The organism is Streptomyces sp. NPDC001514 (genome assembly GCF_053597075.1).
The window spans coordinates 153,442-173,115 of record NZ_JBSFHO010000006.1; the positions used below are offsets into that span (position 1 = coordinate 153,442).

At 70.8% G+C, this 19,674-nt stretch carries 17 protein-coding genes and 1 pseudogene; 6 read left to right on the forward strand and 12 right to left on the reverse strand.

What is annotated here, in order from left to right; genetic code table 11:
• Positions 1 to 109 precede the first annotated feature (109 nt).
• Both ACWCXB_RS09620 and ACWCXB_RS09625 read right to left on the reverse strand, forming a co-directional pair.
• On the reverse strand, positions 110 to 1,999 hold the full coding sequence (locus ACWCXB_RS09620) for an N-acetylmuramoyl-L-alanine amidase (RefSeq protein WP_450720832.1): 1,890 nt from the start codon (positions 1,997 to 1,999) through the stop codon (positions 110 to 112).
• 462 nt (positions 2,000 to 2,461) lie between these two features.
• Positions 2,462 to 3,580 (reverse strand): aminoglycoside phosphotransferase family protein, encoded by a 1,119-nt coding sequence (locus ACWCXB_RS09625; protein ID WP_450720834.1) that lies wholly within the window; start codon positions 3,578 to 3,580, stop codon positions 2,462 to 2,464.
• Between the two features lie 235 nt (positions 3,581 to 3,815).
• Between ACWCXB_RS09625 and ACWCXB_RS09630 the strand changes: the two genes are divergently transcribed.
• Positions 3,816 to 5,324 (forward strand): DNA-binding protein NsdB, encoded by a 1,509-nt coding sequence (locus ACWCXB_RS09630; RefSeq protein WP_450720836.1) that lies wholly within the window; start codon positions 3,816 to 3,818, stop codon positions 5,322 to 5,324.
• 170 nt (positions 5,325 to 5,494) lie between these two features.
• Here ACWCXB_RS09630 and ACWCXB_RS09635 read toward each other — a convergent pair whose 3' ends face one another.
• From ACWCXB_RS09635 to ACWCXB_RS09645, 3 genes are all read right to left on the reverse strand, one after another.
• The gene (locus ACWCXB_RS09635) at positions 5,495 to 6,949 is read right to left on the reverse strand and encodes a PP2C family protein-serine/threonine phosphatase (protein WP_450720838.1); all 1,455 of its coding nucleotides are present in this window, start codon (positions 6,947 to 6,949) and stop codon (positions 5,495 to 5,497) included.
• 214 nt (positions 6,950 to 7,163) lie between these two features.
• Positions 7,164 to 7,634 (reverse strand): nitroreductase family deazaflavin-dependent oxidoreductase, encoded by a 471-nt coding sequence (locus ACWCXB_RS09640; RefSeq protein ID WP_450720840.1) that lies wholly within the window; start codon positions 7,632 to 7,634, stop codon positions 7,164 to 7,166.
• The gene (locus ACWCXB_RS09645) at positions 7,631 to 9,031 is read right to left on the reverse strand and encodes a cytochrome P450 (RefSeq protein WP_450720842.1); all 1,401 of its coding nucleotides are present in this window, start codon (positions 9,029 to 9,031) and stop codon (positions 7,631 to 7,633) included. The genes ACWCXB_RS09640 and ACWCXB_RS09645 overlap by 4 nt, the downstream gene beginning before the upstream one ends.
• Positions 9,032 to 9,213: 182 nt before the next feature.
• Between ACWCXB_RS09645 and ACWCXB_RS09650 the strand changes: the two genes are divergently transcribed.
• Positions 9,214 to 9,564: an SH3 domain-containing protein gene (locus tag ACWCXB_RS09650; RefSeq protein ID WP_450720844.1), complete on the forward strand. Its 351-nt coding sequence runs from the start codon at positions 9,214 to 9,216 to the stop codon at positions 9,562 to 9,564.
• 124 nt (positions 9,565 to 9,688) lie between these two features.
• Positions 9,689 to 10,135: a hypothetical protein gene (locus ACWCXB_RS09655; RefSeq protein WP_450720845.1), complete on the forward strand. Its 447-nt coding sequence runs from the start codon at positions 9,689 to 9,691 to the stop codon at positions 10,133 to 10,135.
• Between the two features lie 3 nt (positions 10,136 to 10,138).
• Here the strand turns inward: ACWCXB_RS09655 and ACWCXB_RS09660 are convergent, their stop codons facing one another.
• From ACWCXB_RS09660 to ACWCXB_RS09685, 6 genes are all read right to left on the reverse strand, one after another.
• Positions 10,139 to 11,164, reverse strand: coding sequence for a PfkB family carbohydrate kinase (locus ACWCXB_RS09660; RefSeq protein WP_450720847.1), 1,026 nt, complete (start codon positions 11,162 to 11,164; stop codon positions 10,139 to 10,141).
• On the reverse strand, positions 11,161 to 12,153 hold the full coding sequence (locus ACWCXB_RS09665; protein WP_450720849.1) for a zinc-dependent alcohol dehydrogenase family protein: 993 nt from the start codon (positions 12,151 to 12,153) through the stop codon (positions 11,161 to 11,163). The genes ACWCXB_RS09660 and ACWCXB_RS09665 overlap by 4 nt, the downstream gene beginning before the upstream one ends.
• Positions 12,150 to 13,046, reverse strand: coding sequence for a carbohydrate ABC transporter permease (locus tag ACWCXB_RS09670; protein ID WP_450720851.1), 897 nt, complete (start codon positions 13,044 to 13,046; stop codon positions 12,150 to 12,152). Before ACWCXB_RS09670 ends, ACWCXB_RS09665 begins: the two co-directional genes overlap by 4 nt.
• Positions 13,043 to 13,981 carry a carbohydrate ABC transporter permease gene (locus ACWCXB_RS09675; RefSeq protein ID WP_450720951.1) on the reverse strand — a complete coding sequence of 313 codons (939 nt, stop codon included), beginning with the start codon at positions 13,979 to 13,981 and terminating at the stop codon, positions 13,043 to 13,045. The genes ACWCXB_RS09670 and ACWCXB_RS09675 overlap by 4 nt, the downstream gene beginning before the upstream one ends.
• 23 nt (positions 13,982 to 14,004) lie before the next feature.
• Positions 14,005 to 15,369 (reverse strand): ABC transporter substrate-binding protein, encoded by a 1,365-nt coding sequence (locus ACWCXB_RS09680; protein WP_450720853.1) that lies wholly within the window; start codon positions 15,367 to 15,369, stop codon positions 14,005 to 14,007.
• A 128-nt stretch (positions 15,370 to 15,497) separates the two neighbouring features.
• Positions 15,498 to 16,259 (reverse strand): DeoR/GlpR family DNA-binding transcription regulator, encoded by a 762-nt coding sequence (locus ACWCXB_RS09685; RefSeq protein ID WP_450720855.1) that lies wholly within the window; start codon positions 16,257 to 16,259, stop codon positions 15,498 to 15,500.
• A 327-nt stretch (positions 16,260 to 16,586) separates the two neighbouring features.
• Here ACWCXB_RS09685 and ACWCXB_RS09690 point away from each other — a divergent pair, with 327 nt between their 5' ends.
• Positions 16,587 to 17,231, forward strand: coding sequence for an ArsR/SmtB family transcription factor (locus tag ACWCXB_RS09690; RefSeq protein WP_450720857.1), 645 nt, complete (start codon positions 16,587 to 16,589; stop codon positions 17,229 to 17,231).
• A 78-nt stretch (positions 17,232 to 17,309) separates the two neighbouring features.
• Complete coding sequence (locus ACWCXB_RS09695; protein ID WP_450720859.1) at positions 17,310 to 18,041, forward strand: SRPBCC family protein; 732 nt, start codon at positions 17,310 to 17,312, stop codon at positions 18,039 to 18,041.
• Positions 18,042 to 18,099: 58 nt separating this feature from the next.
• On the opposite strand, the gene ACWCXB_RS09700 is transcribed toward ACWCXB_RS09695, so the two are convergent.
• Positions 18,100 to 18,630 (reverse strand): AMIN-like domain-containing (lipo)protein, encoded by a 531-nt coding sequence (locus tag ACWCXB_RS09700; protein WP_450720861.1) that lies wholly within the window; start codon positions 18,628 to 18,630, stop codon positions 18,100 to 18,102.
• Between the two features lie 125 nt (positions 18,631 to 18,755).
• On the opposite strand from ACWCXB_RS09700, the pseudogene ACWCXB_RS09705 reads away from it, so the two are divergent.
• A pseudogene (locus tag ACWCXB_RS09705) lies at positions 18,756 to 19,223 on the forward strand (DUF6629 family protein); the annotation flags it as partial.
• Positions 19,224 to 19,674: the final 451 nt, after the last annotated feature.

Consider the following 19,674-nt stretch of genomic DNA (forward strand, 5'->3'; position numbering starts at 1 on the left):
ATGAGCCGCGCGGACCGGTCGCGTACGGGCCAGCCCTACCCGTCGCCCATCCGGCCCACGCGGCCGCGGTGATCACCCGTCCGGATGAACCCGCAGGTACGCGCCTGTCCTACACCCTCAGCACCTGCACATCGGCGGCCTTCACGAACGCGACCCGGTGCCCGAACTGGATCTCGTAGTAGGTCTCCGCGCCCCGCACCACCGTGTGCCCGGTCGTGTCGTACGTCGACGCGAAGTAGTACTCGCCCGGAGTCTGCCCGCCGATCACGTACCTCTGGCCCGCGAGCAGCTTGTACGGCAGCGGCGTCACCGCCTGCACCGGCACACCCGCCGGATACGCCGACGGCTCCGGGTACGCCCGCCCGTACACCGGCACCTCGGCGAGCCCGTCGCGTGGCGTGAGGACCTGGGCCCGGGCGCCGAGCGCCGTCGGCTGCGTACGCGGATTGTGGAACCACGCCTTCTGCCCGAGGTACCAGATCGCCGTCCACTCACCGCGCCGCTCGGCGACCGCGTACTGCTGGCCCGTCGACGCCCGGGCCCCCGTGTCGTTCACCCCGTCCGTGGAGCCCTCGCCGCCCGGACGCAGGCCGATGTCCTTCACCAGTGGGGCGGTGGGGTCCGGCGCGGTGTGCAGCCGTACCGCGCCCGAACCGTGCGGCGCACAGGCGTCACCGGGCTTCGCACAGCTCGTGTAGGGCGGCTGGTGCTTCGCGTAGTCCGGACGGATCGTCACCACGGACGCGAAAGGACCGGCGGACGGCGTGAGCGGCCGGCCGAGCAGGTTGAAGTAGTGCGCCCAGTCCCAGTAGGGGCCCGGATCGGTGTGCATTCCCCGGATGGTCGAGGGCACCGTGCCCGGCACATTGTCATGGCCGATGATGTGCTGCCGGTCGAGCGGGATGTCGTACCGCTTGGCGAGGTACCGCACCAGTCGTGCCGACGTGCGGTACATCGCCTCCGTGTACCAGGCGTCCGGGTTCACGAGGAAGCCCTCGTGCTCCAGACCGATCGACTTGGCGTTGATGAACCAGTTCCCGGCCTGCCAGCCGACGTCCTTGAGCCGCAGATGCTGCGCGACATGGCCGTCGGACGAGCGCAGCGAGTACTGCCAGGACACGTACTCCGGGTTCTGGACCAGCTGGAGAGTGGTGTCCCAGCTCGCCTCGGTGTCGTGGATGACGATGTAGTCGATCGACTGCGACGCCGGCCGGTTCGCCTTGTCGTGATTGCCGTAGTCACCCTCACCGAACTCCTCGTACGGTGCCGGGATCCACTCGCAGGCGACGGTCGGCGGGCACTCCGTGAGGTCCGCGTCGACGGTCCGCAGCCCGAGACCGGCGGCCGTCGCGCCGTCGGGCCGCAGAGCGGTGTCCGCGGGCAGGGCGACCTGCTGGCCGCTGTCGGTCGTGCGGTGCTGACCGGATCGCATGACGTCGTACACGTCGTCGGCGTACGTCGTCGCGGTCGCCGTGTCATCGGCGCCGGAGAAACGCGCCACCGCCCCGTACCAGTCGGCCGGATCCGCGGTCGGCTCCAGGCCGAGCTGCCGCTGGGCGTCGGCGAGCAGGGCCGCGCCGCCCCGGATGTTCGCGGCGGGGCTGGTGCGCAGCTGCTCCTCGGGAATCCCGGTGAGCTCCGCCGCCCGTTCCAGGGTTCGCAGCCGGGCCGGCAGCGCGGACAGGTCCTGGATCTCGGCCTCGGGCTGGGTCCGCACGGCGCGCGCTTCGTCGCCGCGCGCGTCCTCGGCGCCGTGCGAGTGGTGCGGCGCGTCGGCCAGCGCCGCCTTGGCGTCGGTCAGGTGCATGGGCCCGTACCCGCCGGTGACGCTCGGCGCGCCGCCGTGCCCGTCCCAGCGGGACTGGAGGTACGAGACACCGAGGAGTACCCGCTCGGGTACCCCGTACTCGGCGGCAGCGGCGGCGAAATTGCTCTGCAGCGCCCCGGACGCGGACTGCTCCGCGGTCGCGGACGGGGCGGCCGAGACCAGCGACAGCACCAGGGCCGCGGCCGTGGCTGCGCGCGTGCGTGGACTTCTCGGTCGTACGGGGGCGGGACCTCGTCCTTGCAATGCAGCCTCCAGAGACGGGTGACGCGCGAAGGGACGCGCGCGGCTGGACTCGCCTCAAGGGGTAGCGGTTGCACGACGAGGCGTCAACGAACCCGCATTGGTGGCGCGGTGGCCTGTGACGCTTCAGCGGAGTGGACCAATGTCGCAGGGACAAGGGCGACTTGATGTATGAGAACCCGCCCCGTCGCGCCCCGACCGGAACGTGCTGTCACCCGTACGGGCGGTCGACGATGGTCCCCGGGGACCCGCCAGAGGGACCTCCGTGAGACAACAGAGAGCTGCGCGTCCAGTGTGTCGGCACTGGGCGCGCAGCTCTCCCCCCTCACGGCTCGGTGCTGCCTTGGGGGCGCTCCACCACGTCCCCTTGGCCCACTTCGCCGTCCCTGGCGGTCAGCGAGTGCCGACCGCAGCGCGCACAGCCCGCCGTGCCAGCGCGCAGTCGTCGTGCAGCCGCCGCAACAGCAGCCGCTGCTCCTCCCCGGACGAGACGGCCCCGGGCTGCGGCGGCACGGTCCCGGCCGGAGCCGCCTCCCGCATCGTCCGCTGCACAGCCGTCTCGTACGTCCGGATCTCCCGGGTCAGCACCAGCATCAGGTTCACCAGGAACGCGTCCCGCGCGGCGGGCCCCGACTGCTGAGCGAGCTGGCTGATCTGCCGCCGGGCCAGCGGGGCGTCGCCCATGACGGCCCAGAGCGTGGCCAGGTCGTACCCCGGCAGATACCAGCCGGCGTGCTCCCAGTCGACCAGCACCGGACCCGTCGGTGCCAGCAGAATGTTCGACAGCAGCGCGTCGCCATGGCAGAACTGCCCCACGCCCTGCCGCCCACCGGCGTGCGCCAGGCCGTGCAACAGCTTCTGCAGATCGCCCAGATCACGATCGGTGAACAGCCCCAGCTCGTGATAGCGGGCGATCCGCGACGCGTAGTCCAGTGGCGCGTCGAACATCCCGGCGGGCGGCCGCCACGAGTTCAGCCGTGCGAGCGCCCCGAGCACCGCCCGGACGTCCGCACGCGGCGGAGCTTCGGCGGGATGCCTGGCGAGGGCGGCCGGACGGCCGGGCATCCGCTCGATGACCAGCGTGCAGTTGTCCGGATCCGCGGCGATGAGCCGCGGCACCCGCACCGGGGGGCGGTGCCGGACGAACGCACGGTATGCAGTTATCTCGTGCCGGAACCGCTCCGCCCACGCCGGGGACTGATCCAGTAAACACTTGGCGACCGCCGTGGCGCGTCCGGTGGTGCCGACGAGCAGGACCGAGCGTCCGCTCCTTCGCAGCACCTGCACCGGATTGAACTCCGGGCAGATCCGGTGCACCGAGGCGATCGCCATGCGCAGCTGCGCGCCCTGGGGGCCGGACAAGTCGATTCTCCCGCTGAGCGGTTGGCCCGCGGTCGCCGGCCAGCGCCGGGTCCTTCCGGCCGGGGAGGCGTCGAGAAACGGCCTGCCGCCCGTCTGGACGGAGCGCTGCGGCCGGGGCGGGGCGGACACGGAGGACGATGCTGTGTACATGGGCGAGACAGATCCCTTCGTGTGCCGACAAGTCGCGTGCGCGGCCCCTGCCCCGGAAGCCTTCGGCACCCTGGGGAATGCGGCTCGGGCCGCCGGGGCGGGGTGGCGCGTTCCTACCTGACACCCGGTCGCGGGTGGCACACCATCTGGCGGACCCTGGCGAACCCTGGCGAATAGTCGCCAGCCCTATGACAGGGGGTTACTGTCAACTCAGCCGAGAACCTGGGGGCTTGACGTGACCGGAGAACCCAACACCCGCCTTTCCGACCTGTTCGGCCTCGCCGGCTGGTCCAAGGGCGAACTCGCACGGCTCGTGAACCGGCAGGCGGCGGCCATGGGCCACCCGCAGCTGGCGACCGACACCTCGCGGGTGCGGCGTTGGATCGACATGGGGGAGACCCCGCGCGATCCCGTGCCCAAAGTGCTGGCGGCTCTGTTCACCGAGCGACTCGGCCGTGTCGTGACCATCGAGGACCTCGGTTTCGTACGGCAGAAACGCACGGGAAAAAGGCGGGACGTCAGCACCACGCAGAACCCTGACGGCCTGCCATGGGCACCCGAACGTACGGCGGCGGTCCTCACCGAATTCACGGGAATGGACCTCATGCTCAACCGACGCGGCTTGGTGGGCGCGGGTGCCGCGCTCGCCGCAGGCTCCGCACTCAGCAGCGCCATGCACGACTGGCTCCACACCGACCCTGCACTATCCAGCACCGCCTCCCCTCTGGGGGCTTCCCGCATCGACGATCCCCTGCACGCCGACCCCGCTGGGTTCGACCGCTATGAGGCCGCCCCCATCGGGTCGCAGGAGATCGAGGCACTCGAGCGTTCCGTCGAAGTGTTCCGCGCCTGGGACGCGGCGCGCGGCGGCGGGCTCCAGCGCAAGGCCGTCGTGGGCCAGCTCAACGAAGTGGGCGGAATGCTCGCCTACCGCCACCCCGACCACCTCCAGCGGCGCCTGTGGGGCGTCGCCGCCAACCTCGCCGTACTCGCCGGCTGGATGTCCCACGACGTCGGCCTCGAACCCACCGCCCAGAAGTACTTCGTCATCGCCGCACACGCGGCCCGCGAGGGCGGCGACCGCCCCCGCGCCGGCGAAGCGCTCTCCCGGGCCGCCCGCCAGATGGTGCATCTCGGCCGCCCGGACGACGCCCTCGACCTCATGAAGCTCGCCAAGTCCGGCTCGGGCGACCAAACCCTGCCGCGCACGCACGCGATGCTGCGCACCATCGAAGCCTGGGCACAGGCATCGATGGGCCGCGGCCAGGCCATGCGCCGCACCCTCGGCGAGGCCGAGGAACTCTTCGTTTCCGACAAGGGCGATGTGCCACCGCCCAGCTGGATGCAACTGTTCGACGAGGCGGACCTGCACGGTATGCAGGCCCTCGCCTATCGCACCCTCGCCGAGCACGAGCCCGCCGCCGCGACCACCGCCCAGCGCCACGCCAAGCAGGCGCTGGCACTGCGGGAGGGCGGCCGGCAACGATCCAAGATCTTCGACTACCTCTCCCTGGCCTCGGCCTGCTTCATCGCCGACGACCCGGAACAGGCCGACCGGTACGCCCGGCTGGCACTGGTGTCGATGGGGGAGACCTCGTCACACCGCACCTGGGACCGGCTGCGCGAGATGTACCGGCTCACCGGACAGTTCGCCGGCTACACGAGGATCGAGGACCTCCGCGAGGAGATCCAGCTCGCACTGCCCAACAGCCCGGCCGGCCGCCGGAGAAGCGCGGAGATCTGACCGCGCGGGACTGCCCGTCGACATACGGCCGTCCGGCGCACTGCCTTCCGGCTCACTGCACCTGAAACGTACGACACCTACAACACTGTCAACACTGTCCTACGACAGGACACGACACGACACCTACCGGCCACGGCCGTGGCACCGGCACTTGGCGCCAGGTGCGTGCGCTAGCTGATCCTGGCAACCATCACGCAGGCATCGTCCTCACGCTCGCTCTCGCCGAACTCCTCGACGATCGTCCTCACGCATTCCTGCGCGCTGCGGGCGACGGCGAAGCGGGAGGCGAGAGCGAGTAGACGGTCCACACCGGACCCGTCGCGCACATCGGCGCTCCGGGTCAGACCGTCCGTGTGCAGCACGAGCAGATCGCCGGGGAGCAGCCGTACCTCGGCCTGCTCGTACACCCCTCCGGGCGTCGCACCGAGCAGCACCCCCTCCGGCGGCGTCAGCGCCCGCCCCGTCCCGTCGCGGAACAGCAGCGGGGCGGGGTGCCCCGCCTGGGCCCAGGAGAGCGTCCGGGCCGCCGCATCGTAGTGGCAGCACATCGCGCTGCCCAGCGCGGGCTGCGCCGACGACTCCAGCAGTTGGTTGAGGTGCCCCATGAGCGGGCCGGGCTGGATCCCCGCCACCGCCAGTCCGCGGAGCGCGCCGAGCAGCATCGCCATCGTCGACGTGGCGGTCACGCCATGTCCGGTGAGGTCACCGACGCTCAACAGCGTGCTGCCGCTGGGAAGTTCGAGTGCGTCGAACCAGTCACCGCCGATCAGCGCGCTGGTCGCCGACGGAAGGTAATGGCCCGCAAGATCCAGGGCCGTGGGCCCGTCCTCGGGGAGCGAGAGCGAACCGCGCCACGGCGGCAGGACCGACTCCTGCAGCTCGACCGCGATCCGGCGCTCCGTACGGTCGATGTGCTGCCGGCGTGCGAGCGTGTCACGCGATTCGCGTACGGCGCGCTGGGTGCGGCGCAGCTCGCTGACGTCCCGTAAAACCGCCCACATCGAGGCCGTGCAGCCGTCGGGGTCGAGGACCGGCTCGCCCATCATGTGGAGCGTACGGACACGTCCGTCGGTGCGAACGATGCGGAACTCGCCGTCGATCGGCCTTCCGTCGATGAGGCAGTCCGTCACCATCGCGGTGAGCAGACCCTGGTCCTCGGCGAACACCATGGACGGCAGCTCGTCCAGCGACATCGGGCCGCTCTCCAGCGGTCGTCCGAAGATCTGATACAGCTCGTCCGACCAACTGACCTCGTCCGTCAGCAGATTCCACTCGGCGCTGCCGACCCGGCTCAGCAGTGAACCGGAGCGCGCAGCGACCTCCTCGTACGGACCTGACTGCATGTCCTCCAGGTCCGGATCGACGGCGTCGGGGGCGTCCGCCAGGGCCGGCAGGCCCTCCTTGAGCTGACCCAAGTGCTCGCCCAGATCGTCGAGATGATGGACCGCCAGATCGCAGAGAGCCCGCTGCCAGCGCCGCTGCGGGTCGTCCTCGTCCACCACCGCGTCACGCCGCACCGCGTCCACGTCACCGCGCAGCCGACGGGTCTGCGAGATCAGCTCGTCCACCGTGCCGCGCCGGGGCGGTTGGGGGGCGGGGCGGTCCGCGAACAGATGGGACGGCATGTCGTACTCCGATGCAGGCGCGTCACGGCCAGGTCTGAGATAAGGACCGGTTACGACTGTTGCACAGGGAGCGAGGGCGCGTAAGGGATTTGGCAACACTCGATACGGTGGTGCTTCTGGCATATGTCAACGGCCCTCGGTGAACCGGACCAGCGGCACTCCAACGAGTCGGCGTGCATGTACGTCACGCGCCCCGAGCACACCCGCGTGCGCGCTACTTCTCCGTGCGCGTCAGCCGCACCACCGGAATGTCCCGCTGCGTGCGCTGCTGGTATCCCGCGTACAGGCTGAAGAGTTCCACCAGTTGCGGCCACACCCGTGCCTTGTCCTCCGGGGACAGCGTCTCCGCGCGCGCCGCGAACCGCTCCGTGCCCACACGGAGCCACACGTCAGGCTCGTCCCGCAGATTCAGGTACCACAGGGGATGCCGGTCCGAGCCTCCGCTCGAACCCACGATCAGGTAGTCCTCGCCGTCGCGGCCGTAGATGAGGACCGTACGGCGCCAGATGCCCGAGCGCCGACCCTTGTAGTCGAGCAGCAGACAGGGGACGCCCTGGATCGTCGTCCCCTTCGTACCGCCCGACTCCTCGTACGTCCGTGCCTGCTCGGCCACCCAGCCCGTGGGACTGATCTCCACCGCGTCCGGACCCTGTCCGGCAGCCTGCCTCGCATCGCGTTCGCTCATGAGGCCACGGTAACTCCACGGGAGCCCGCGGCCCGGAGCGTGGCGCGCACCGGAGTACCGGGCTGCAGTGTCAGCCCCGTCCGGGGCGGCACCTCGCCGGCTTCCACGTCGACATGGAAGCGCTGCGCCAGCGTCGCCAGCACCAGGACCGCCTCCACCATCGCGAACCGCGCCCCCAGGCAGGCCCGGGCGCCGCCGCCGAACGGGAACCAGGCGTGGTCCGGCGCCACCGGATCCGCGTCCGCTTCCCATCGCTCCGGCCGGAACGCCTCCGGGTCGGGGAACCAGCGCGGATCGCGATGGGCGCTCCACTGGCTGGACCACACCACCGTCCCCTCGGGAACGGGCAGACCGCCCAGCGTCGACCCCTCCTTCGCGATCCCCGTCATCAGCCACACCGGAGGAAACAGCCGCAGGGTCTCCTTCACCACCTGCTCGGTGTACGGAAGCAGCCGCAGATCGTCGAACTCCGGCGTGCGGCCCCCGAGGACCGACTCCAGTTCCTCGCCGAGCCGGGCGCGGACCTCCGGGTTCCGCGACAGCAGGTACCAGGCCCAGGTGAGCGTGGTGCCCGTCGTCTCGTGGCCGCCGATGTACAGGGTCACCGCCTCGTCGCGAACCTCTTTGTCGCTGAGCGGCAGCCCTTCCTCGTCCCGGGCCGCCAGCAGTCGGCTCAGCAGGTCGTCCCGCTCGTCGCCGCTGCGCCGCCGCTCCCCGGTCACCCGCTCCACCTCGGCGTCGATCACCTCGACGGCCCTGCGCAGCCTGCGGCGGCCGGGCGTGGGCACCCACGACGGAAGGAACAGCGTGACGCCCCGGAACTCGTCGCCGATCGCCTGCTGCGCCACGTCCATAGCCGACCCGATGACCTCCTCCCGCCCGGCGGTGTCGGCCCCGAACAGCGTCCGCACGGCGATCCGCTGAGTGAGTGCCAGCATCTCCCGCCGTACGTCGATGTCCTGCCCCGGACGCCATGTCTGCGCCAGCGCAGCGGCGCACTCCGCCATCGTCCGTGCGTACGACCGCACCTGCCGTGGCCGCACGGCGGGCTGGACGAGCGCACGTTTCCGCCGCCACGCCGGGCCCTCCGACGTGACCACGCCGTCCCCGAGCACCAGCTTGAACGCCCATCCGAGCTCCGGGTGGCGGAAGACGGTCTCGATGCCGGTCAGCAGCTCGCCGATGTGCTCGGGCCGTGACACGAACAACGCGCGCTGGGGGCCGAGCCGCCACTCCACGAGGTCGCCGCAGCCCCGGAGCCGTTCGAAGAACCCGAGCGGATCGCGGGCGAACGCCGGCAGATTGCCCAGACCGGGCAGCCGCCGCGGCCCGGGCACGACGGTGGGCCGCGCCGGCTCGGTGGCGTCCCGTCCGGGAACAGTGGTTCCTGCGGTCATCCCCATGCCTCCCGAAGTGTCAACTACCGTGCGCCCGGCGGTGTTCATTGCCCCGCACGCGACATGTGCACGACCACTCTGCACGATGCGCGACGCCGGCTTTCGACCACCTTCGAAATGGTTGCGGTCGGACCTCCCCGCTGGCGATGCTCGAAGCCGTTCACCCAAGGAAGGACCTGAAGATGACGGGGAAGAGGACCAAGGCCCTGACCACGGCCGCAGTCGGCGCGCTCACCGCGGGCCTCCTCATGACGGGCACCGGCTCCGCCCAGGCCGCGGCGCTGGGGCTTCCGTACGGTGTCACGCCGTACGAGAACGTCAACGTCCGCTCCGGCCCTGCGAAGACGTACGCCATCACCGGCCATGTCGCCGCCGGCCAGCCCCGCGGCGCCTCCTGCTGGACCCGCGGGCAGACGATCACCGACAACGGTTACAGCAACAACATCTGGGTGCGCCTGGCCGAGGGCTACGTCAGTGCCGTCTACCTCAAGGGCGACGAGCGCGGCGGCCTGCCGACCCACGCGACCTGCTGACGCGCCGCACCCGACCGGCCGGGCACCCGGCCGGCAGCCAACCCCCGCCGGCAGCCAACCCCCCACCGGACTCGCCGGACCTCCGGGCTCACCGGAACCACCGGACTCACCGAAAAGAGGAACCATGCAGCGTCGTGCCCTGAAGACCTCCCTGGCCGCCGCCGGAGCGGCCCTCGCGGTCGCCGTCACACCGCTCACCGCCCACGCCGCGCCCTTCCAGGGCGGCAACTACGGCGCCTACGCCTACGAGGGCTCGTACCCGACGACCGCCGCCTGCGCCGGCACCTTCTCGCTGAAGTACCAGAGGTCCTTCGAGGGCATCACCCTCAAGTACTTCTACTCCGGCAAGTGCGGCTCCTTCGCCCGGATCGAGAACGCGCGCACCAACTGCGCGGCCCTCGCCCAGCGTTCCAACGGCAGCGTGGCGCGTGTCGACGGATGGGTCTCCGAGACCGTCGACCCCGGCATCAACTACGCCTACACCAAGATCGCCAACAACCTGTACGGCAAGGTCTCCCGCGCCGTGCTGGTCTGCGACGGGCACGAGCTCGTCAGCACCCCCTGGTACTAGGCGCTAAGTCCGTACTCCCTCGTCCTCCGGGGCGCGGGACGGCAGACCGAGCGGCGGGTGCGTGTACGGGGGCACGCACCCGTCGCTCCGCGCGCACACCGCAGCGGCCACCTCTGCGGCGGCCGCGAGCATGTCCCGGGCCCGGTCCTCGCCGATCCCGGCCGGAGCGTCCCGCCGCAGCATCCCGGCGGCCTCCAGCCAGGCGAGGATCCCGGCCATGAAGGCGTCCCCGGCACCGATCGTGTTCACCACGGCGACGGGCACGGCCGGCACGGACACCGCCCGGCCCGCCGGCGTGAAGGCCGTACTGCCCTGAGCACCGCGCGTCATGACGACGAGCCGGCCCTCCTCCGCCAGTCTCCGCGCCGACACCTCGGGCCCGATCCCGGGCCACAGCAGCGCCAGGTCCTCATCGCTCGCCTTCACCACATGGGCCAGCGCGCACAGTTCCGTGAGGAGTTCCCGGGCGCCGTCGCCCTCCCCGCGTACGTTCGGGTCCACGACCAGCAGCCGGTGGGCTGCGGCTTCGCGGGCCGCCGCCGCGACCGTGGACGCCGACGGCTGTAGGACAGCGGCCAGACCGCCCGCGTAGACGACCCCGAAGCGTGACGCCTCGGCCCTCGTCACAGCCGGCAGCCGGAAGGTGGCGGTGTCCCGCAGGTGGAAGTGGTAACTGTTGCCCCGCGGGCCCGGATCGGCGACCGCCAGTGCCGTGGGCAGCGAGGAGCGCGCGCACAGCCCCGTGTCGACTCCCGCGGAACGCAGCCAGTCGTCCAAGGTCCGCGCGAAACCGTCCCCGCCCAGCCCGCCCGCGAATGCCGCCGGCGTGCCGAGACGCGCCAGATCGACGGCGACATTCGCCGGAGCGCCACCGGGCTGCGCGCGCCACAGCTGCGGCGCGTCGGCGGGAGACTGCGCGGCGGACTCCGCCGCCGGCACGAGATCGATCAGCGCCTCGCCCAGCACCAGGACCGCGTCCCGGCCCCCGGCCTGACGCCCGGCTTCCCCTTCGGCCCGGCCCGTGGTCATGGCTCCACCACGATCTTGCGCCCCTGGCCGGCCCGGAACCGGTCGATCGCCTGCGGATACTGCTCAAGCGGCAGCCGGTCGCTGATGAACACCTCCGGATCGAGCACCCCGGAGGCGAAGAGCGCGGCCGCCCGCTCGTAGCTGTGCAGCACCGCCATCGAACCGGTGACGGTGATCTCCTGGTTGTAGATGCGGTACGGCTCGATCACCGCCGTCGTCGCATAGTCGCTCACCCCGAACTGGAGGAACGTCCCGCCCTTCGCCACGCGTCCGAGCCCGTCCTGGATCGCGCCGGCGTTCCCGGTCGCGTCGATCACCACATCCCAGCCCTCGCCCACCCGCTCCAGCGCCTCGGCCGACGCAGCCGCCCCCGAGCAGCCCAGCAGCTTCGCCGTGGCGAGCCGCTCCGGGTTGATGTCCAAGACATCGACCCCGGCGGCCCCGGTGCGCTTGGCAAGCTCCAGCATCATCAGGCCCATCGTCCCGGAGCCGTAGATCAGCACCTGGGCGCCGAGCGTGCCGTTGAGCACGTCGTACCCGCGGACCGCGCACGACAGCGGCTCGATCAGCGCCGCGTCCCGTACGTCGACGTGCTCGGGCAGCCGTACGCAGTTCGCCACCGGAGCCACCGCGAACTCGGCCGCACCGCCCGGCACCGTGACGCCTATCGCCGCCCATCGGTCGCACAGGTTCCCGCGCCCGGCACGGCAGTAGCGGCACTCATGACAGGGCAGGGACGGATCGACCGCGACCTGGTCACCCACCGCCAGTTCCTTCACCTCCTTCCCGGCCGCCACGACCGTCCCGGCGAACTCATGGCCCGGCACGATCGGCAGCGTCGGCGCGAACTCGCCCTGCAGGATGTGCAGATCGGTGCCGCACAGCCCGCACGCCGCCACCTTCACCACGACCTCCCGGGGCCCGGGCGACGGATCGGGGACGGACGTGACGGACACCTTGCCGGGGGCTTCGACGATCGCGGCCCTCATTTGACGGCTCCAAGAGAGAGGCCCTGGACCAGCTTGTCCTGGGCGGCGTAACCGGCGGCGAGCACCGGAAGGGACACAATGACGGACGCGGCGCACAGCTGGGCCAGGAACAGCCCCTCGCTGGAGACGAAGCCGGTGAGGAACACGGGCGCGGTCTGTGCGACGACCCCGGTGAGCACCCGTGCGAACAGCAGCTCGTTCCAGCTGAAGATGAAGCAGATCAGGGCGGTCGCCGCGATCCCGGGACCGGCCACCGGTGCCACGACCCGGGTCAGCACCGTCGGCAGCCGCGCCCCGTCCACCTGCGCCGCCTCGATGATCGACACAGGGACGTCCGCGAGGAACGACTGCATCATCCACACCGCGATCGGCAGGTTCATCGAGGTGTAGAGCAGGATCAGGAGCCAGATGTTGTCCAGCAGACCCGCGTTCTTGGCGAACAGGTAGATGGGCAGCAGACCGGCGACGACGGGCAGCATCTTCGTGGACAGGAAGAAGAACATCACATTCGTCCACTTGGGCACCCGCTTGATCGACAGCGCGTACGCCGCCGGCAACGCCAGCACCAGTACCAGAAGCGTCGAAACGACGGAGGCCGTCGCCGAGTTGATGAGGGGTGGCCACGGGCCGCCCGCCCCGCCCGCGTCGAAGAACTCCCGATAGCGGTCGAGAGTCAGCTCGGCACCGAGCGAGGGCGGGTTGGTCGCGGCGTCCTGCTCCGAGTGGAACGACGTGAGCAGCATCCAGCCGGCCGGCAGACAGAAACCGATGCCCGCCATCCAGGCCAGCGCCCCCAGCGAGGCGGACCGCCGCCGCGCGCGCCGGGCGATCGACGCGGGATGCCGGGTCGTCGCAGCGGCAGGTCGGCTCGTCGCAAGGTCAGTGGCGGTCATGCGCGGTTCGCCTCCTCACGGAACAGGGACGAGACCACGCGCAGCGCGAACGTCGCGAGCACCATCGTGCCGATGACGACGACCACGCCCACCGCGGACGCCAGTCCGTACTCGTGAGCCTGATAGAAGGTCTGGTAGATCGTGTACGGGAGGTTGGCGGTGCCGAGCCCGCCGGAGGTGATCGTGAACACCGCGTCGAAGTGCTGCACGATGTAGATCGAGCCGAGCAGCACCCCGAGCTCGAGGTACCGCCGCAGATGCGGCAGCGTCAGATAGCGGAAGATCTGCCAGGCACTCGCGCCGTCCAGCCGGGCCGCCTCGATCACATCGCCGGGCCGGCTCTGCAGTCCGGCGAGCAGGATGAGCATCATGAACGGTGTCCACTGCCACACCAGCGCCGCCTCGACCGCGACCAGCGGCATGTCCGAGATCCAGTCCGGCTGCGCGGGCTCCGTGTCGCCGAAGAGCCCCGCGAACCATGCCCAGCCACCGTTGAGCAGCCCGTACTCCGGGTTGTACAGCACGTGCTTCCACAGCAGCGCGGCCGAGACCGGCACCAGCAGGAACGGTGTGATCAGAAGCGTACGGACGAATCCCCTGCCGAAGAACGCGCGGTCCAGCAGCAGCGCCAGCGCCAGCCCGAGCAGCACACTCACGATGACCACGGTCGCGGTGAGCAGCACCGTCGTCAGCACGGAGTCCCGCAGCGCGGCATCGGTGGCCACGGACGCGTAGTTGGACAGCCCGGTGAAACGGCGGGCGTCCGGGGCGAGCGAGTTCCAGTCGAACAGTGAGATCACCAGCGTCGCCACGAACGGCAGCTGCGTGACGGTGATGAGGAAGACGAGGGCAGGCAGCAGCGGGGCGCGGGTGGCCCAGGCTCGCGGGCCACCTCGCGGACGTACGGGGACGGCGGAGGGGGTGGACGACGCCATGGGCGCCGTGCCGACGGACGTGGTCACCGGTACTCCTCGGCGACCTTCTCGGCCAGTTGCTGCGAAGCCGCCAGCGCGTCGGGCACCGACTTGCGGCCCGCGATCGCCGCGCTGATCTCCTGCGACACCTTGGTCCCGAGATCGGTGAACTCGGGGATGCCGACGAACTGGATGCCGGGGGCCGGGCGCGGCTGCACGCCCGGGTTCACGGGATCGGCGGCCCCGATCGCCTGCTTGGTGACCTCGGCGAACGCCTCGGCGTCCTTCCGGTACTCCGGGTTGGCGTACGTCGAGGTCCGCTTTCCGGCCGGCACATCGGCCCAGCCGACCTGCTTGCCGACGAGCTCCTCGTACTCCTTGCCGGACGCCCAGGAGATGAACTTCCAGGCGCTGTCGGCCTTCTTGGACGCCTTCTGCATGCCGAAGGCCCAGGTGTACAGCCATCCCGAGCTCTCGGTCCTGTCCACCGGCGCCGGTACGTACCCGATCTTGCCCTTGACCGGGGAGTCCTTGGCCTCCAGCGACCCGGCGCCGGCCGTGGCGTCGTACCACATGGCCGTCTTGCCCTGCGTCATGTTGTTGAGGCACTCGGCGTACCCGGCCTGCGCCGCGCCCGCCTCGCCGTGCTCGCGCACCAGCTTGACGTAGAACTCGGTGGCCCTGGTGAACTCCGGAGAGGTCAGCCGAGCCTTCCAGTCCTTGGTGAACCAGGTGCCGCCCATGGTGTTGACGACCGTCGTCAGCGGCGCCATGACCTCGCCCCAGCCCGGCAGTCCGCGCAGGCAGATGCCCTTCATCCCCTTCTCGGCCCCGTCGGCCTCGGCCGCGAGGTCCGCGACCTGCTGCCAGGTCGGCTTCGCCGGCATCGTCAGGCCCTTCGCGGCGAACACGTCCTTGCGGTACATGAGGAACGACGACTCGCCGTAGAACGGCTCGGCATAGAGCTTGCCGTCCGCGCCGGTGAGCGAATCGGAGAGCGGCTTGAGCACGTCGCCCTGGTCGAAGGCCTTGTCCTCGGCGACGTACGAGTCCAGGGCGTGCAGCCAGCCGTTCTTGGAGTAGATCGGCACCTCGTAGTTGCTGATGGTGGCGATGTCGTACTGGCCCGCCTGATTGGAGAAGTCCTGGCTGATCTTGTCCCGGACGTCGTTCTCCGGGAGCACCGTGAAGTTGACCTTGATGCCGGTGCTCTTGGTGAAGTGATCCGCCGTCAGCTTCTGCAGCTGCACCATCGGCGGGTTGTTCACCATCAGTACGTTGAGGGTGTCGTCGCTCTCCGATGCGCTGCCGCCGCCACCGGCGCCGGCGCACCCCGCGAGGAGCGCCGCAGCGGTCGCGACCGCGCCGAGCCGCGCGGGTATCCCTGCTGGTCGTCGCTTCAGGGCCATGAGTCTCTCCTTGATTCGGACAGGATTCGGGCATGCTGCGGGCATGCCGGTCGTACGTCGGAGGGGCCGTGTGCCATCACGGCCGTCGGGCCGGTCGCCGAAGGACCGGATCGTGGGAAACGGGCGGGTCAGACGCGGATGACCTGCGGACCGAGCAGCGAGTAGCGCTGCGCCTCCGCCGAGGGCAGCCCGGTGTCGGTGACGATCGCCTCGAAGTCGCCCACATCGGCGAACCTGCAGAAGCTGACCGCCCCGAACTTGGTATGGATCCCGAGGAACACCCGCCTCCGGGCGCTGCGCATCGCCTGCGCCTTCACCTCGCCGACCGCTGGGTCGGGCGTCGTCAGGCCGTACTCCCGGGAGATGCCGTTCGCGCCCACGAAGGCCAGATCGATGACGAAGCCGGCGAGCATCCGGGTGGCCCAGTGGTCCACCGTCGCCATCGTGCCGCCGCGCACCCGGCCGCCGAGCAGCAGGACCGACGTCTGCTCCGTGCCGGCCAGCCCCGACGCCACCGCGAGCGATGCCGTCACCACAGTCAACGGCCGGTCCCGCGGCAGCGCCTCGGCCACCAGCTGCGGCGTGAAGCCCTCGTCGACGAAGACCGTCTCCGCGTCACCCACCAGCTCGGCGGCCGCGGCCGCTATCCGCGACTTCTGCGGCACATGACGCGTCGTCCGGAAAGCCAGTGTGGTCTCGAATCCGGCGCTCTCCACCGGATACGCCCCGCCGTGCGTGCGCCGCACCAGGCCGTGCTCCTCGAGCGCATGCAGATCCCGCCGGATGGTCTCCTTGGCCACCCGGTACCGGTCTGCCAGCCCGTTGACCTCGACCGCCCCTTCCTTTCGGGCGGTCTCGAGAATGCCCCGGCGACGCTGCTCGGTGTCCACGGCACACTTCCTCGCTGCTCACTCGCGATGCGGCTCTGCGCCCGTTCGGGCCCATGCGTCGTTTGTACAAGCAGCACACCGGTCGGACCAGGCTCTTCGCTGGATCCGCTCTGCCCGTTCGTGCCCGTTTCGTATCCGGCGTACTCCCAGGTGACTTGCCTGACCATGCAGTACGGCGCGCACGGCACTGCCCGATTGCCGTGGCCGGTTGCCCGAACGGTGCCCGATCTCCTCGCCGCACTGCTTGCGGCGAGGGGTGGTGCCGCCTGTCCTACCGACAAGCAGATGAGTCTGGACAAAAATAATTGTCGGTGAGATGGTGGAGGCATGTTGGACGTGACCGTGATCGAGGACCCGTCGGCGGCGGCGGTCTCGCTGGACCCGATGCGAGCCCGGCTGCTCGCCGAGCTGGCCGCAGGACCCGCCTCGGCGGCCATGCTCGCCGCCCGCGTCGGGCTGCCCCGGCAGAAGGTGAACTACCACCTGAAGGCGTTGGAGCGGCACGGCCTGGTCGAGCTGGCCGGGGAGCGCCGCAAGGGCAATGTCACCGAGCGGCTGATGCGGGCCACCGCGGCGTCGTACGTGATCTCCCCCCTCGCACTGGCCGCCGTGCAGCCCGATCCGGGCCGCTTCCGCGACCAGCTCTCGGCGCGCTGGCTGCTCGCGGTCGCCGCGCGCCTCGTGCGCGACGTCGGCACGCTGATCACCGGCGCGGCGAAGGCCCGCAAGCGCCTCGCGACCTACGCACTCGACGGCGAGGTGCGCTTCGCGTCCGCCGCCGACCGTGCCGCGTTCGTCGAGGAGTTGACGCGCGGCGTCAGTGCGCTCATCGCCAAGTACCACGACGAGGACACGGAGGGCGGCCGCGAGCACCGCGTCGTCGTCGCCCTCCACCCCACCGTGAAACCCACCCCGCAGGCCTCCGGGACCCAGGCGATCACCGGGACCCCGCAGACCCCCGAAACGCCGTGAACACCTGAAACCCCGTACGCCTCTGAAACCCCCGAACCCCCCGCCCGCGCGCCCGGGCACGCCCAAGGAGTCACCACCATGTCCAAGGAATTCGAGATCATCCGCGAGTTCGAGGTCGACGCAAGCCCCGAGGAGGTGTGGGAGGCGATCACCACCGGCACCGCCGGCTGGCTCTGGCCCCTCGAGTACGAGCCGAAGGAGGGCGGCGCAGCCCCCTTCGGCGGCACCGTCACCGCATGGGACCCGCCGCGCCGTCTGACCGGCCGTACGGAAAACGTCGAAGGCATGTCCCAGCAGACCTTCAACCAGCTCGACCATGTCATCGAGCCCCGCGAGGGCGGCGGCTGCCGGGTGCGCTACGTGCACAGCGGGATCCTCGTCGAGGACTGGGACAACCAGTACGACGGTGCCAACAAGCACACCGACTTCTATCTGCACACCCTGCGCCAGTACCTCACGCACTTCACGGGGCGCCCCGCCGTGTTCGCGTCCGCCGACGCCCCCGCCGCGTCCATCACCCCCGACGCCCTCGACGCCGTGAGCCGCGGACTCGGCCTGCCGGACGACGCGGCGGAAGGCGCCACGGTACGCGTCGACCTGCCCGGCACGGGACCGGTCGACGCGGTCGTCGACTACCGCAACCGGTACTTCGTCGGCCTGCGCACGGACGAGGCGATGTACCGCATCTTCGGCCGCAACCACTTCGGGGCCCCGGTCGGTGTCAGCGTCCACGACTTCGCCCCCGGCGCCGACGCCGGCACGACCGAGGCCGCCTGGCGCACGCGGCTCGAGGCGCTGTTCGCCCACTGACAGCGGTGCGGGGTCGCAGCCGTCGCGAGCGGCTGCGACCCCGCGGCATGTGTCGGGATCAGGCGTGGCACCCCGACGTCATCGGCCGGACATCGAGCACGAACCGCTCCGGCGAGTGCAGCCGCAGCGTCTTGTAGGCCGGCTTGGTGTCGAAGGCGGCTCCGAACGTGACCACACCCTCGAAGTCGCCCGTCATGGCCAGCCCCTTCAGCGTGGGCAGCCAGACCTTGATCAGCTGGGGCCCCTTGTAGACGGAACTGCCGGCGTCATTGTGGGCGGCGGCGGGGGAGAGCTTGATCTCCAGGAAGTACTTCCCGGCGAGCGGGACTCGCTTCCCCGAGCCGTCGTACCGCAGTACCTTCACCGGCGTCACGGTGACCGGCGGCAGCGTGCCGCGGACATCGATGACGATCCGGTCGAAGGACCCGTGCCCGCCCCAGCGGGCGTTCGTGACGAGAGCGATCGGCGGCGGAGCGGACTGCGGGGGAGAGGACTGCGGCGGAGCCGCCGAAGCGGGGACCGTTGCGCCGATCCCGGCGGTGAGAAGAACACCCGCGGCGAGAGCCGCGAGCCGTGGACGGTTGTACATGGCGCCCCCCATTCCTTCTGATATGGGGACAGTGGTGTCACTCAGGTAGACAACCGAAGAAACCTTACGGTTGCCGAAAACAGGGAAAATACCTCTCGTTCTCCCTCCGGCCCCTGGACGGCGCCATGTGCTGGAGCGCGACGGCCGACCTCGTGGCGGGCACGGCCGTCACCGCGATCGGCGTGGCCTGTGTGGCACACGTACGCCGCCCGCAGGATCTGCCGCTCGCCGCCCTGCCCCTGCTCCCCTGCCCCTGCTCCTGGGCGCCCATCAGATCATCGAGTCCGCGGTCTGGAGCTCCGGCGGCGGCACGGGCCCGGCCACCCTCGCCTGGGCCGTCATCGCCCTGCCACTGCTGCCGCTCTGGGTGCCCGCCGGCGTACTCCTCGCCGCGCCGGCCCGGGCCCGGCCCCGCGAGGCGGCCCCGCTCGCCGCGGGACTCGCCACCGCCTGCGTCCTTGCGTACTGCCCCCACCCGCCCCGTCGCGGCCGAGGTCCGCGGCCACACCCTGGGCTACGTCATCGGCCTGCCGTACGCGTCCCTTCTCGTGGCGGGCTACCTCCTCGCCACCGTCGGCTCGCTCCTGCTCGCACCCGTCGCCCCTGGCAAGCACCCTTCGACGCACCGCACTTGAGGGAGAAGTCCTAGTCGTCTGCGCCTCGGATCGAGGACGGAGGAGGCCCGTCGCCTCGGTTCCGCAGGGCTCTCCGTTCCCCGCAGTCAGAGTGAGATGAACGGGCCGTTGAGCTTGCAACTCTCCCTTGTCCAGCAAGCGGCACTCCGCCGCGCGTGCATTCTTGTCCGGCACGCAGGGAATCCGGCCCCCGGCCAGTGGGCTGCGCCGGGGGTGACTCGGTAGAGGCGCCGGTCCCGGATCAGGGCCCACAGGACGTTGACCCTGCGGCGGGTGAGGGCGATCACATGCCGGCCACGACCTCGGTCTGTTCGTGAGTGCGGAATCCGGCCTCGATGAGCCCGTCGGCCTCATTCACCGCGGCCCTTGAACCGGACGATGTGAGCGGATCTGGGAAAGGCCGATCGCC

Coding starts and splice junctions, on each gene's coding strand:
- ACWCXB_RS09625 (WP_450720834.1), bottom strand. CDS start 3,580: ATGTACACAGCATCGTCCTCCGTGTCCGCCCCGCCCCGGCCGCAGCGC.
- ACWCXB_RS09635 (WP_450720838.1), bottom strand. CDS start 6,949: ATGCCGTCCCATCTGTTCGCGGACCGCCCCGCCCCCCAACCGCCCCGG.
- ACWCXB_RS09640 (WP_450720840.1), bottom strand. CDS start 7,634: ATGAGCGAACGCGATGCGAGGCAGGCTGCCGGACAGGGTCCGGACGCG.
- ACWCXB_RS09645 (WP_450720842.1), bottom strand. CDS start 9,031: ATGACCGCAGGAACCACTGTTCCCGGACGGGACGCCACCGAGCCGGCG.
- ACWCXB_RS09650 (WP_450720844.1), top strand. CDS start 9,214: ATGACGGGGAAGAGGACCAAGGCCCTGACCACGGCCGCAGTCGGCGCG.
- ACWCXB_RS09655 (WP_450720845.1), top strand. CDS start 9,689: ATGCAGCGTCGTGCCCTGAAGACCTCCCTGGCCGCCGCCGGAGCGGCC.
- ACWCXB_RS09660 (WP_450720847.1), bottom strand. CDS start 11,164: ATGACCACGGGCCGGGCCGAAGGGGAAGCCGGGCGTCAGGCCGGGGGC.
- ACWCXB_RS09665 (WP_450720849.1), bottom strand. CDS start 12,153: ATGAGGGCCGCGATCGTCGAAGCCCCCGGCAAGGTGTCCGTCACGTCC.
- ACWCXB_RS09670 (WP_450720851.1), bottom strand. CDS start 13,046: ATGACCGCCACTGACCTTGCGACGAGCCGACCTGCCGCTGCGACGACC.
- ACWCXB_RS09675 (WP_450720951.1), bottom strand. CDS start 13,981: ATGGCGTCGTCCACCCCCTCCGCCGTCCCCGTACGTCCGCGAGGTGGC.
- ACWCXB_RS09680 (WP_450720853.1), bottom strand. CDS start 15,369: ATGGCCCTGAAGCGACGACCAGCAGGGATACCCGCGCGGCTCGGCGCG.
- ACWCXB_RS09690 (WP_450720857.1), top strand. CDS start 16,587: ATGTTGGACGTGACCGTGATCGAGGACCCGTCGGCGGCGGCGGTCTCG.
- ACWCXB_RS09695 (WP_450720859.1), top strand. CDS start 17,310: ATGTCCAAGGAATTCGAGATCATCCGCGAGTTCGAGGTCGACGCAAGC.
- ACWCXB_RS09700 (WP_450720861.1), bottom strand. CDS start 18,630: ATGTACAACCGTCCACGGCTCGCGGCTCTCGCCGCGGGTGTTCTTCTC.